The sequence below is a fragment of the Pseudomonas lurida genome (assembly GCF_002563895.1).
Taxonomy (GTDB): domain Bacteria; phylum Pseudomonadota; class Gammaproteobacteria; order Pseudomonadales; family Pseudomonadaceae; genus Aquipseudomonas; species Aquipseudomonas lurida.
Map to the genome: position 1 here is coordinate 2935503 of NZ_PDJB01000001.1, position 13630 is coordinate 2949132.

10 protein-coding genes are annotated in these 13630 nt (G+C 63.3%); 4 read left to right on the forward strand and 6 right to left on the reverse strand.

Annotation, left to right across the window (positions count from 1 at the left end; genetic code table 11):
• Positions 1-13: 13 nt before the first annotated feature.
• From mexE to ATH90_RS13205, 6 genes are all read right to left on the reverse strand, one after another.
• A complete protein-coding gene (gene mexE, locus ATH90_RS13180; RefSeq protein ID WP_034104225.1) occupies positions 14-1255 on the reverse strand; it encodes a multidrug efflux RND transporter periplasmic adaptor subunit MexE in 1242 nt (413 codons plus the stop codon).
• A 452-nt stretch (positions 1256-1707) separates the two neighbouring features.
• Entirely contained in the window at positions 1708-3330 is a 1623-nt protein-coding gene (locus ATH90_RS13185; RefSeq protein ID WP_098466455.1) for a dipeptide ABC transporter ATP-binding protein, read from the reverse strand.
• Positions 3327-4226 carry an ABC transporter permease gene (locus ATH90_RS13190; protein ID WP_098466456.1) on the reverse strand — a complete coding sequence of 300 codons (900 nt, stop codon included), beginning with the start codon at positions 4224-4226 and terminating at the stop codon, positions 3327-3329. Before ATH90_RS13190 ends, ATH90_RS13185 begins: the two co-directional genes overlap by 4 nt.
• 3 nt (positions 4227-4229) lie before the next feature.
• Positions 4230-5180, reverse strand: coding sequence for an ABC transporter permease (locus ATH90_RS13195; protein WP_098466457.1), 951 nt, complete (start codon positions 5178-5180; stop codon positions 4230-4232).
• Complete coding sequence (locus ATH90_RS13200; protein WP_098467675.1) at positions 5177-6787, reverse strand: ABC transporter substrate-binding protein; 1611 nt, start codon at positions 6785-6787, stop codon at positions 5177-5179. The genes ATH90_RS13195 and ATH90_RS13200 overlap by 4 nt, the downstream gene beginning before the upstream one ends.
• A 62-nt stretch (positions 6788-6849) precedes the next feature.
• Positions 6850-9282 (reverse strand): TonB-dependent receptor plug domain-containing protein, encoded by a 2433-nt coding sequence (locus ATH90_RS13205; protein WP_098466458.1) that lies wholly within the window; start codon positions 9280-9282, stop codon positions 6850-6852.
• A 393-nt stretch (positions 9283-9675) separates the two neighbouring features.
• Between ATH90_RS13205 and ATH90_RS13210 the strand changes: the two genes are divergently transcribed.
• The 4 genes from ATH90_RS13210 to benC all read left to right on the forward strand — a co-directional run bounded on the left by ATH90_RS13210 (position 9676) and on the right by benC (position 13625).
• A complete protein-coding gene (locus ATH90_RS13210; RefSeq protein ID WP_034103505.1) occupies positions 9676-10623 on the forward strand; it encodes an AraC family transcriptional regulator in 948 nt (315 codons plus the stop codon).
• Between the two features lie 107 nt (positions 10624-10730).
• Positions 10731-12104 (forward strand): Rieske 2Fe-2S domain-containing protein, encoded by a 1374-nt coding sequence (locus ATH90_RS13215; RefSeq protein WP_034103504.1) that lies wholly within the window; start codon positions 10731-10733, stop codon positions 12102-12104.
• Positions 12104-12592: a benzoate 1,2-dioxygenase small subunit gene (benB, locus tag ATH90_RS13220; protein WP_098466459.1), complete on the forward strand. Its 489-nt coding sequence runs from the start codon at positions 12104-12106 to the stop codon at positions 12590-12592. Before ATH90_RS13215 ends, benB begins: the two co-directional genes overlap by 1 nt.
• A 10-nt stretch (positions 12593-12602) precedes the next feature.
• Positions 12603-13625: a benzoate 1,2-dioxygenase electron transfer component BenC gene (gene benC, locus ATH90_RS13225; protein WP_098466460.1), complete on the forward strand. Its 1023-nt coding sequence runs from the start codon at positions 12603-12605 to the stop codon at positions 13623-13625.
• Positions 13626-13630 lie beyond the last annotated feature (5 nt).

Genomic DNA, 13630 nt, shown 5'->3' on the forward strand with positions numbered 1-13630 from the left:
TGAGTCGTATCCCTTAACCGCGTGGAGTCGCAGCGCTGGCAAGTTTGGGCGCGGCTTTATCCGGCGCCACTTGTTCCAGATTGCTGGCTTCAAGCGCTTGTCGTTGTTGGGCCAAGGCGGCGAGGGTTTCCTTGCTGGCCATCGGAATGGTTTCCGGGGCGACCGGCGAGCCAGGGCGCACGCGCTGCAGGCCCTTGACGATAATGGTGTCGTCCTTGTTCAGGCCGCTGCGCACGATGCGCAAACCTTCGATCTTCGGACCCAGCTCCACCGCGCGATAGGCCGGCTTGTCACCGTCCATCACCAGTACGAATTTCTTGCCCAGGTCGGTGCCGACGGCTTCATCGTTGATCAACACGGCGGAGTAGGTGCCGCTGCCCACCAGCTTCAGGCGTGCGTACAGGCCAGGGGTGTATTCGCCCTTGCTGTTATCGAACACGGCGCGACCACGGATGGTGCCGGTGGCGGGGTTGACCTGGTTGTCGACGAAGTTCATCTGGCCCAGGTGCGGGTTGCCGGTCTCGTTGGACAGGCCCAGGTAGACCGGGGTCGTCGCACCGCGACGGCCTTGGCGAGCCAGTTCGGTGTACTTGAGGAACACGCGTTCATCGGCGTCGAAGTAGGCGTAGACCTTGTCGGTGGAGACCACGCTGGTCAGCGCGGTGACGTCGGCGGTCACCAGGTTGCCGGCGGTGATTTCGGCACGGCTGACGCGGCCGCTGATTGGCGAGGTCACGCGGGTGAAGCTCAGGTTCAGCTTGGCCAGGTCCAACTGCGCCTGGATCCCGGCGACGGCGGCGCGGGCTTCCTGGGCAGAGGTGGTGCGCGAGTCTGCCAATTCGGCGGAGATCGCGTTGCTCTGGCGCAGGCGCTCGCCACGTTGCGCTTCGTTATCGCTGCGAGTGGCGGCGGCTTTGGTCTGGGCAAGCTGGGCCTCAAGGCGGCGCACTTCGGCCTGGAACGGACGCGGGTCGATCTGGAACAGCAGGTCGCCTTTTTTCACCAGGGCGCCTTCGGTGAACGCTACCTGATCGATCTGGCCGGACACGCGCGGACGGATCTGCACGGTTTCCGGGGCTTCCAGGCGACCGGTGAATTCATCCCACTCGTTGACCGGTTGTTCCAGCACCTTGGCCACGCTGACTTTGGCAGCTGGCATGGCGGCCGCTTGTTCCGGGGTCTTGCCGCACGCGCTCATCACCACCACGGCCAAAATCGCCAGGGGGAAGCGCAAATGTTTGAGTGACTGTTCCATGAGGTGCATCCGCCAATGTATTTGAGATGGGCGGATCATGCGCGGCGATGTGCTATGTCACGAATCGAATGAAGCAAAGGTAACTATCATTCGGAATGATATAAGCGAGCGATTAGCCCTCTAGCATGGGGGTTTCGTTAGGGGGCTATCAATGGGCTTAATGGCAAAGGACTGTTGCTGAGCGTGCAAGGAACCTGCGTCGCCTCATGAAGGTCTCGAAACCTACCCTTGGTTATCGGGTCGGCGGGTAGCTCGTACGCCGTGCCGATGCCACCAGGACTGGCCCACCGGCATCGGACTTGAAATGGACTCCCAAGGCGATTCCTTGCACATCGTCGGCCGCTGCTGTCGCAACTCAAAGTGACCTGCGCTGTAATTGGGACAGCGCCTGCGAAGAGGGTCGACGTGTTCTTTGGCGGTTTGTTGCAACTGTCGCAGTTGCAAATGGGTGATCACGCCGCCGTTGCCGTGACCTGCCGCCCTGGAATCGCCGCAATCAGTTCCCGCGTGTAGTCACTCGCCGGCTGATTGAATATCCGCTCCACCGAACCCTGTTCAATCACCCGGCCATTGCGCAGCACCAGCACGGCATGGGCGAAGTTGGCCACCACCGACAGGTCGTGGGACACCATCACATAGGCGATGCCCATCTCCCGTTGCAGCTCTTGGAGCAGATCAAGAATGTGCGCCTGCACCGAGACATCCAAGGCGCTGACGGGCTCATCCAGCAGCAACAGGTCAGGTTTCAACGCCAGGGCCCTGGCGATGGCGACGCGTTGGCACTGGCCGCCAGACAGTTCACGCGGCAGGCGGTCCAGGTAACTCACCGGCAGGTGCACACGGCTGATCAACTCCCGCGCCGCCTGTTCCAGGGCCGGCCCCTTGAGCAAACCGAACGACACCAGTGGCTCGACAATGCTGTCGAACACCGTGAAGCGTGGGTCGAGCGCGGCAAACGGGTTTTGTTGCACCAGTTGCAGGCGCTGGCGCAGCGGACGGAATTCGCGCCAGCTCAGGTCGGTGACGTCCTGCTGTTCGAACCAGACCCGACCCCGTGTGGGTTTTTCCAGGCCGAGTGCAATGCGCAACGCGGTGCTCTTGCCCGAGCCGGACTCGCCCACAATCGCGAGTGTCTGGCCGGGATAAACCTGCAGGTTGAGGTCCTCAAGGGCCACGAACGTCGAGTCCTCCCCCTTGACCTTGGGCAGCACGAACGTCTTGCCCACATTGTGCAGGCTCAGTATCGGTTCCTGCGCCGGGTCAATGCGCACCAACGGCTCGCGACGCTTGGCGAAGGCCGGAGCGGCGGCAATCAGCGCGCGGGTGTAGTCATGCTTTGGCGCGCCGAGGATCTGGCCTGGCGGCCCTTGCTCGACGAGTTCGCCTTGCTGCATCACCAGGATCCGGTCGGCGCGGTCGGCAGCCACGCCCAGGTCGTGGGTGATGATCAACAGCGATATCCCACGCTCACTGACCAGGCGTTGCAGGTGGTCGAGGATCTTGCGCTGTACCGTAACGTCGAGGGCACTGGTAGGCTCGTCGGCGATAATCAGGCGCGGGTTGCCCGCCAACGCGATGGCGATCAGCACGCGCTGGCGCATGCCGCCGGAGAGTTCATGGGGATACTGGCGGGCGCGCAGCACGGGTTTGTCGATGCCCACCTGTTGCAGCAATTCGACAATGTCGGCATCCACCGCAGGGTAGCGTTTGCCCTTGGCCAATATCAGCGCCTCGGCGATTTGCTGGCCGATGCGCAGGGTCGGGTTGAGGCTGACCATCGGGTCCTGGGGCACCAGGCCGACGGTACGACCACGCAGGGTGCGCTTCTGGCGCTCGTTGGCGTGCGTCAGGTCGTTGCCGTCCACCCACAGTTGCCCCGCGCTGATCTGCGCGGTGTCCGGCAGCAGGCCGAGGATGGCATTGGCCAGGGTCGACTTGCCGGAGCCGGACTCGCCGACGATCGCCACCGTCTCGCCCTGGGCGATGGCGAACGACAGCGTGCGTACCGCGTGATTGACGTGCCCGCCGGAACCGTAGGTGACACTGAGTTGGCGAACGTCCACTAAAGCGCTCATCGCTGGATCTCCTCGAAAGTGCGGGCGATATGGTTGAGGCTGAACACCACGGCGACCAGGAACAGACCGGGCAACAGTGACACCCACGGGGCTGTGATCAGGAAGTGCCGACCGTTGGCAATCAAGGTGCCCCATTCGGCTGCCGGTGGCGCGGCACCGAAACCGAGAAAACTCAAGCCGGCCGTGGCCAGGATGGCCGCGCCAAAGTCCAGGGTCGCCAGCACGGCCACCGGCCCCCAGGCATTGGGCAGGATATGCCGCAGCAAGGTGCGCCCCCAGCTTGCGCCGCCCAATCGCGCGGCCTCGACGTAGGGCAGGGTCTTGACCCGCAGCACTTCGGCGCGGGTGGTACGAGCAAACCCCGGGATGATGCCGATGCCCACGGCGATGGCCACCGGCACAGTGCCGAAGCCGATTGCCGTGACGATGGCCAGCGCCAGCAACAGGCCGGGCAGGGCGAGCAGCACGTCGACGAAGCGCATGATCACTGCATCGATGCGGCCACCGGCAAAGCCCGAGAGGATGCCCAGGCCCAGGCCGCCCAACAGCGCGATACCGACAGCCAGGACTGCCGCGAGCACCGACAGGCTGGAGCCAAATACCACCCGAGTGTATAGGTCGCGGCCCAGCTCATCGGTGCCGAACCAGTGGCTCAGGTTGGGGGCGCGCAGCTTGTCGATGGGAGACGTGGCATAGGGGTCGAAGCTGCTCAACCAGTGCGGGGCCACGGCCGCCACCAGCGCAAACAGCACCACCAGCAGGGCCAGGCTGAACCCCGGTCGACGCAGCAGTGGCAACACCACTGCCGTCGCACGTTGCAGGCGGCTGCGGCGCTGCCATAGGGCAGGACTTGCCGGGCGGGCGTTGCGCCCCAGGTTCTGCTCAAGGATGGTCATGATCTAGGACACCTTTGGCGTGTGAGAGATACGCGGGTCGAGCCACGGATAGAGCAGGTCGACCAGCAGGTTCACCAGTACGAATGCCGCCGCCGACACCGCGACGATTGCCAGCACCACCGGAATGTCCTGGCGCAACACCGCTTCCTGGGCGAGGCGACCGATGCCGGAGCGGGCAAAGATCGTCTCCACCAACACCGCGCCGGACACCGTATTGCCGACCTGCAAACCGATCAGGGTAAGGACCGGCAGCGCAGCATTCTTGAAACCATGGCGCGCCTGCACCTGGCGCCGGCTGAGGCCCTTGGCGTAGGCAGTGGCGATATAGGACTCTTTCCAGACCCCCTGGAAACTGCGTTGCAGCACCTGGGCGTACACCGCCGCGCTGGGAATCGCCAGGGTGATAGCCGGCAGCACAAGGCTCTCAACGCCCCGGCTGCCGGTGGCGGGAAACCAGCCGAGACCGAAGGCAAAGACCTGGATCAGCAGCAACCCCATCCAGAACACCGGCACCGAGAACCCCAGCGATGGCAGGCGCGCCAAGGTTTTTTTCAGCGGTTGCCAACGGATGTAGGCGGTCAGGTAGGCCAGGCCGATCCCGCCCAGCAGTGACAGCACAATGGCCAGGCCGGCCAGGGACAAGGTCTGCGGCAGCCGTTCGGCAAGCAGCTCGGCCACCGGGCGATTGAGCGAGAGTGACTGGCCGAAGTCACCACGCAGCGCCCCTAGCAGCAGGTCGACATACTGTTCGAACAGGCCCTTGTCCAGGCCGTAGTAAGCCCGCGCCTTGGCCAAGTCCTCTACCGACAGCGAGTCGGCCTCCATGCCCGACGCGCTGAGCATGATCGACAAGGTGTCACCCGGCAGCAGATACAGGATGAAGTACGTGATGCTATAGGCCCCCCACAGCACCAGCAGGGCCTGGCCAACGCGGCCAATCAGATAGCGGCTCATGGTGTGCCGATCTCGATGTCGCCCAGCAGCGCGAAGCCCTCGGCGGTCCAGCGGAAGTTCTTCACCTTGGGCGAGGTCGCGGCTTGCCACACGCGCTCATACACCGGGAAAGCCGAGCTTTCGTCGATCAGCAGGTCCTGCAGGTCACCATAGGCCGCCGCGCGCTGTTGCCCTTGGGTCGCGGTGATGCCGGCATCGAACAAGCCCTTGGCTTTTTCCAGCACCGCCGGCTCATAGGTGTTGGTGGCGACCGTGGAGCTGTTGGCACTGCGCGGATCGAGGATGGTTTGCAGGATGATCGGGTCGGCGCGAGTCATGTAGTTGATGGTCAGGTCATAGTTGCCCGCAGCGTTGTTAGCGACCCATTCGGCGCGAGTGACCACGCTGAGCTTCAACTCGATGCCGACCTTGCGCAGTTGGTCCTGGATCAGCACGTCGCCGGCGGTTTCGGCCGGGGTGATGTTGTAGCTCAGTGTCAGGCGCTTGCCGTTTTTCTGTCGGTAACCGTCCGCGCCCTTGGCCCAACCGGCTTGATCCAACAATTGCTCGGCACCGGCCGGGTCATGGGCGAGCTTGTCGCCCTGGCTTTTGAAATACGGGGTGGTCACATCGAAGATGCCGTCTACCACCGGGAACTCGGCGTTGTAGACGGTGCTGGCGTAGCTCTTGCGGTCGAGGGCCTTTTGCACCGCTTGGCGCACGTGCTGGTCCGCCAGGATGCGCTCGCCACGGGTGTTGGGGTACAGATTGAGCGCAGGCCCCGGCAGCGAACGGCTCTGGATGGTCGCGCCCTTGGACTGGAACAGCTTCAGGTCGACTTCCGAGAACGGGTTGCGTGGCCACAGGATGTCGGCCTTGCCTTGCAGGAACAGGCCATTGCGCACGCTCTCTTCGGGGATGTAGCTGATGTCCACCGCGTCCAGGTGCGCTTCGCCCTGATTCTTCATATTGGCCGAGGCCCACGCGTAACCCTTGCGCTTGGTCAGGTGGGCGCCGACTTCCGGCGTGTAGCTGGCCAGCACGAAAGGCCCGGTGCCGATTATCTTGCCCAATGAGCGCTCTTTCACGGTCAGTGCGTAGGAGGCGGGCGCCAGGATCGCCAGGTTAGTGGTCGAGGTGGCTTGCAGGAAACCCGCGTTGGGCTTGGACAGCACCAGCTTGACGGTGTAGTCGTCCACCACCTCGGCATGGTCGAAGCCCGCCAGGTAGGTGGCGCCGAAGGTGGCCGGCAGCTGCGTAGCCAGGGCCTTGTCGCTGTCGAATGCGGTTTTTACCGACTTGGCATCGAAGCGCTCGCCATTGCTGAAGGTGACGTCATCGCGCAGGTGGAAGGTGTAGGTCAGCGCGTCGTCACTCACTTCCCAGCTTTTGGCCAGCCAGGGAATGATCTTGCCGGTGTCCGGGTCCTGGTCGGTCAGGGATTCGGCGACGTTGCGCAGCAGTACCCGGTGCTCCAGCCAATAGACCTGGAACGGGTCGACGCTGACCAGGGTGGTGTTGTCGCCAAAGAACGCGATGTTCAGGGTCTTGCCAGCCTGGGTGTCATTCCCGGGCGAGCAAGCGGCGAGGCTGAGCGCCAAGACGCAAGGGGCCAGCAGACGGCTCATCAAGTTGGAGGTATTCAATGGGGTGCCCTCATGTGGCGTTTCGGGTGCATGCAAGGTGTGGATCAGAAGTCGTAGGCCAGCTTGGTGTACCAATAGCCACCGCCTGGATAGAACGGCGGGTTGCCGTACGCCGCGAGGCCGAGGTTGCTGTACACCGCATGTTTGTCGGGGCGTACGTCGAAGATGTTGGTGCCGCCGATGCTGACGGTGACGCTGTCGACGAAGGTGTAGCTAATGTCCAGGTCGGTGATCCATTTGGCGCCGAAGCTACGATCGCCCGTCGGGTTGACGGCCAGGGTCTTCACCGCGCCGTAGCGGGCGGTTTGCAGGTTCACGGCCAAGTCCTGGACCTTCCAGTTGGCGCCCAGGATCCACTTGGTCTTGGGTGACGCGTCGGTCAGGTCGCCTTCGCGGTCGCGGCCTACCAGGGTCACGCCCGAACCCGCCAGCGCCCCCGGCGTGTCGCGTGTGCCTTCGATAGTGGTTTTGTTCCAGTTGAAGCCCAGGCTCCAGCGCACATCACCCCAGGCGTCCAGCGGCGTGGTGTGGTCGGCGACCACGTCGAGGCCCTTGGTGCGCGTGTCGAAGGCGTTGGTGTAGTAGTTGACCCAGGTGCCGGTGGGCACGCCCTGGGCGGCAAGAATGGCGTTGATCACACCGTTGCCACGGTCGTAGAGGTTGCTGGTCAGGGCGATGCGGTCGTCGATGTCGATCAGGTAGGCATCGGCGGTGATGCTGGTGCGTGGCGCTGGCTGCCAGGTGAGGCCCAGCCCCAGGTTGCGGGATTTCTCCGGCTTGAGGTCGTCGCCACCGAGGGCCTTGGCCAGGTTGCTGCCGGACGGCGTCAAGCGTGTAACCGCCGGCACCACGTTGCCATTCACATCGGTCGCCACCCGGTTGTCGGCCACGGTGTAGCCGATCTGGGTCAGGGAGGGCGCCCGGAACCCGGTGCCCACCGTGCCACGCACCGCCACGGTGTCGGTCAATTCGTAGCGCGAGTTCACTTTCAGGCCGAAGGTATTGCCCGAGTCATCGTCGTAATGCTCGACCCGGCCGGCCACGTCGAGAAACCATCGCTCGGTCAGGTCGAAGCCCAGGTCCAGGTAGCCGGCGTAGTTGTTGCGGATCAGGCTCACTTCATCTTCCGGGCGAATCGTCACGGCGGCCTGCGCGCCGGAAGCGGCGGGGTAGGTGCCGGTGATGTACGCCTCAGGGTCGCCCGCGAACGTGCTGAAATGCTCCCAGCGATGCTCCAGGCCCGCCGATACCTGCACCGGCGGTGTCAGGTTGAACAGGCTGTCGTAGCGGCGGGTGAAGTCCAGGTTATTGACCCACTGCTCAAAGCGAAAGGTCGCCAGGTTGTCGAATTTGGTCGGTGATGCGGTGCCCAGCGACGGGTTGATATTCAGGTCGCTGGAGTGGTGCACGTTGTTGCGGCCGTAGGTGGTGCTCAGGTCCCAGTTCCAGTCCGCCAGCAGGCCCTTGCCGCCAAACAGGAACTGGTAGTCGCGGTCCTTGATGTTGTTGAGCGGGAAGTACCCGTCGGGGAACACCTCGGGCACCGCTGCCGTGCCGGTGGGTAAGCGAAAGTAGTTGGCGGCCTCGGCATCACGCTCGCCGTAGGTAGAGAACGAGTACAGCGTCAGGTCTTCCAGGGGCAATTCGGCGTTGTAGGCCAGGTTGAAGGCCTTGAGGTCGGGGTCGCCGTTCTTGATCGCCACCCGGTCCCAGGCCGCTTGCTTGGCCGGGTCGGCGAACGCTCGCACGGTGTTGTCGGCCTTGTCGTTCCACGAGGCACTGCCGCGTTTGCGCGCGTCGGCCGAGAAATGGAAGAAGCCGCCTTGGCCGAGTTCGAAGCCCTGGTCACCCGCCACCTTGATGGTCTCTCCCTGGCCGGAATACAGCTGGCCGTAGCTGGTTTCCAGGTGTCCGCCACTCTTGGTGCTCTTGAGGATGATGTTGATCACACCCGCTACGGCGTCGGAACCGTACTGTGCCGCAGCGCTGTCCTTGAGCACCTCGATATGGTCCACGGCACTGACCGGGATCAGGTCGATATCCACCGCATTCGCGCCGCTGTTGTCGATGGAACCGCGCTGGCCCGTGGCGCCGTTATGCCGACGTTTGCCGTTGACCAGCACCAACGTGTAGGCCGGTCCAAGGCTGCGGTTGCTCAATGGGCGGGTAACCGAGTTGTAGCCGGCGATGTTGGTGCCGAAGTTGAACGAGGGCAGCAACTTGGCAATCGCCTCCGACAACTCGGCGCGGCCGGTCTTGAGCAACTGGTCGCTGTTGATCACATCGATCGGTGCCGGGCTGTCGGCCACGGTGCGCTGCTGGCCACGCAGGCCGGTGGAAATCACGGTGACGGTGTCGAGCTTGGCGTCTTCGGCAGCGGCCTCGGCGAAGGAGGGCGCGGCGGCCAATAGCAGGGAGCTGGTCAGCAGTGACAGGTGAAATTTCTTGATAGGGGCGGGGAATGCGATGTCTGGCATGGAGGCAACCTGGAGGCTAGGGGGTACGTCCTCCGCCAGGCATGGGGTCGGTCTGTGATATGAAGATATCTCTATAAAAAATCGCGGGGAAAGTCTTTTTTGGAATAAGCTAATTATTAGAAATTGTTATTTTGAGGTTTTATAAGATCAGCTTTTTTTATTATGTGGGGGGCGTTCGTGCTGCATGTCCAGCGCGGGTCACTCTATCGGCACCGAGGTGGATACGTATCAAGACGTTTCGCTGCACACGGCGCCGATGCGAGGTCTAGTGCGTATCATTGAGCGGCGTTGTCGCACCATACCTCCAGGGTATCCCTTCAGACCTTATCCATATTGGACGGTCGCCACACCAGGCGTCAGCCTGAGGCCAATAACTATAAAAGAGGCGCAACCATGACCGTGCTATTGAGTGAGCGCAGCCAGATTTTCCAGCGTGCCGATGCCTATGCCGTGTCCGACTACGTCAACCAGCATGTCGGCAGCCATTGCATCCGCCTACCGCCCAAGGGCCGACCGCAGGCGAGCATCAGCCACCGTACCTTTTCCAGCCTGGACCTGTGCCGCATCAGCTATGGCGCGCCGGTGCGGGTCACCTCGGTGGCGCTGGAAACCATCTATCACCTGCAGATTCTGCTGACCGGGCATTGCCGTTCCAACGCCCGTGGCGTGGAGCATGTGTTCGGCCCGGGCGAGATCCTGCTGATCAACCCGGATGACCCGGTGGACCTGACTTATTCCGCCGACTGCGAAAAATTCATCATCAAACTGCCGGTGCGCCTCCTGGAAAATGCGTGCCTGGAGCAGCAGTGGGCCCTGCCGCAGCCCGGCATCCGCTTTGCAACCGGCCGTCACGCGCTCAGCGAAATGGGTGGGTTCGCACAGTTGCTGGGGCTGATCTGCCATGAGGCGGAAAACGCCGCCGAGCCGCATATGCAGGGCCTGTACGAGCGCATCGTGGCGAACAAACTGCTGGCATTGCTGGGCAGCAATGTGCGGCGCGTGGTGGCCCAGCCGGCCCAGGGTGGCGGCTTCGAGGCTGTGCGCGAGTTCGTCGAGCAGCACCTCACCGACGACATCAGCCTCGAACAACTGATGGCAGTGGCCAAGGTCAGCGAGCGCTCGTTGTACAGCCTGTTCGAACGCCAGGTGGGCTTGTCACCCCGCGACTACGTAAGGCGGCGCAAGCTTGAGCGGGTGCACGCACGCCTGCAACTGGGCACCGCGCGCAGCGTCACCGAGGTGGCGCTGGACCATGGCTTCATGCACTTGGGACGCTTCTCCGAGGCCTATCGCCAGCGCTTTGGCGAGTTGCCTTCGCAGACCTGGAAACGCCACCGATAAGCGGCGTGCGCCCGGCGGATAGTGATTTGCAGAAAAGGGATATTGGCCAGTAGGACGGCCACGTACGGTGAGGGCGCCTGATACAAGAACAACGGAGGGCCTGCCCCATGACCAGTACACTCGACCGACTCGCCCGGCAACTGCGCGAGTCCGTTCAGGAAGATCCCGCCACCGGGGTGTTTCGCTGCCGCCGCGACATCTTCACCGACCCCGAGCTGTTCGCCCTGGAGATGAAGCATATCTTCGAAGGCGGCTGGCTCTACCTGGCCCATGAAAGCCAGGTGCCCGAGATCAACGACTACTTCACCACCTGGATCGGCCGCCAGCCCGTGGTCATCACGCGCGACAAGCACGGCAGCCTGCATGGCCTGGTCAACGCGTGCGCCCATCGCGGCGCCATGTTGTGCCGGCGCAAGCAAGGCAACAAGGGGTCGTTCACGTGCCCCTTCCACGGCTGGACCTTCAGCAATGCGGGCAAGCTGCTCAAAGTCAAAGACGCCAAGACCGGTGCCTACCCGGACAGCTTTGACTGCGACGGCTCCCACGACCTCACGCGCCTGGCCCGCTTTGAAAACTACCGGGGTTTCCTGTTCGGCAGCCTCAGCGACAACGTGCCGGAATTGAGCGATTACCTGGGCGAAACCCGCGTGATCATCGACCAGATGGTCGACCAGGCACCGTTGGGCCTGGAGGTGTTGCGCGGCAGTTCGGCCTATGTCTACGACGGTAACTGGAAGCTGCAGATCGAGAACGGCGCCGACGGTTATCACGTCAGCTCGGTGCACTGGAACTACTCGGCAACCATGGGCCGGCGCAACTACGAGGCCGAAGGCACACGCACCGTCGACGCCAACGGCTGGTCGAAAAGCCTGGGCGGCGTCTACGCCTTCGAGCATGGGCATATCCTGCTGTGGACGCGCCTGCTCAACCCGGAGGTGCGCCCCGTGCACGCCCACCGCGAGGCGCTCGCCGAACGCCTGGGCCAGGCGCGTGCCGACTTTATCGTCGACCAGACCCGCAACCTGTGCCTCTACCCGAACGTGTACCTGATGGATCAGTTTTCCACCCAGATCCGTGTGGTGCGGCCCATCGCGGTCGACAAGACCGAAGTGACGATCTACTGCATGGCCCCGATTGGCGAGAGCGCCCAGGAGCGCGCCACGCGTATCCGCCAGTACGAAGATTTCTTCAACGTCAGCGGCATGGGCACCCCGGACGACCTGGAAGAGTTCCGCGCTTGCCAGACCGGCTACCAGGGCGCGAGCACCTTGTGGAACGACCTCAGTCGTGGCGCCAAGCAATGGGTTGAAGGCGCGGATGAAAATGCCAAGGCCATGGGCATGCACCCGCAGCTCAGCGGGGTCAAGACCGAAGACGAGGGGTTGTTCGTACGCCAGCATGCGCATTGGGCCCAAAGCCTGCAGCGCGCAATCGAACGCGAGCAGCAAGGCCTGATCGCCAGCGACCGGGAGGTGTTGTGATGAGCCAGTCCCGTGACCGCCTGCTGGATTTTCTCTACCGCGAAGCGCGCCTGCTGGACGACCGCCAGTGGGATGAGTGGCTGGCGTGCTACTCACCCAAAGTCGAATACTGGATGCCCGCCTGGGACGATCACGACACCCTCACCGAAGACCCGCAACGCGAGATCTCGTTGATCTATTACCCGAGCCGCGACGGCCTCGAAGACCGCATCTTCCGGATCAAGACCGAGCGCTCCAGCGCCAGCACACCGGAGCCGCGCACCGTGCACATGATCAGCAACCTCGAAGTGCTCGCCGACGATGGCGCGCAGGTGGAGCTGCGATTCAACTGGCACACCCTCAGTCACCGCTACAAGACCACGGACAGCTATTTCGGTACCTCGTTCTACCGCCTCGATACGCGCGCCGAACAGCCGCTGATCACGCGCAAGAAGGTGGTGCTGAAAAACGACTACATCCACCAGGTCATCGACATCTACCACATCTGAGGACACTGCCATGACGTACGCCATTGCCCTGAACTTCGAAGATGGGGTCACGCGTTTCATCGATTGCAAGGAGGGCGAGAAGGTACTCGACGCGGCCTTCCGCCAACGCATCAACCTGCCCATGGACTGCTCGGACGGCGTGTGCGGCACCTGCAAATGCCATTGCGAAACCGGCACCTATGACTTGGGCGACGATTACATCGAAGACGCCTTGAGCGCGGATGAGGCGCAGGCACGCCAGGTGCTGACCTGCCAGATGGTGCCGCAGTCCGATTGCGTGATCGCCGTTCCGGTGCCGTCCAGCGCCTGCAAGACCGGCACCACGCATTTTGCCGCGACGCTGACCGGTATCACCCGCCACGCCGATGCCGCACTGGAGGTCAGTTTCGAACTGGATCAGGCGCCGGTGTTCCTGCCCGGCCAGTACGTGAACATTGGCGTGCCCGACAGCGGGCAGACGCGCTCGTATTCGTTCAGCAGCGGCCCGGGTGAGCGGCGCACGAGTTTTCTGATCAAGCACGTGCCGGGCGGGTTGATGAGCGGCTGGCTGCAACGCGCCCAGCCGGGTGACAGCGTGCCGATGACTGGGCCACTGGGCAGTTTCTTCCTGCGTGAAGTGGCGCGGCCACTCTTGCTGTTAGCCGGTGGCACCGGGCTGGCGCCGTTCCTGTCGATGCTTGAAGTGCTCGCACAGCGTCGGGAAACCTGCCCGATCACGCTGATCTACGGCGTCACGCGGGACCAGGACCTGGTGATGGTCGAGGCACTGCAGGCGTTCAGTGCGCGGTTGCCCGGCTTCAACTTCGTGACCTGCGTGGCCGACCCACAGACCGCGCATCCCCGCCAGGGCTATGTCACCCAGCACATGGCCAGCGAGGTGCTCAATGACGGTGATGTCGACGTGTACCTGTGCGGGCCGCCCCCCATGGTCGATGCGGTGCGCCAACACTTCAAGACGCACGGCGTGAGCCCGGCCAGTTTCCATTACGAGAAATTCACCCCCAACGCTATTGCCAGCAGCGATGCCGCCTGAGGACC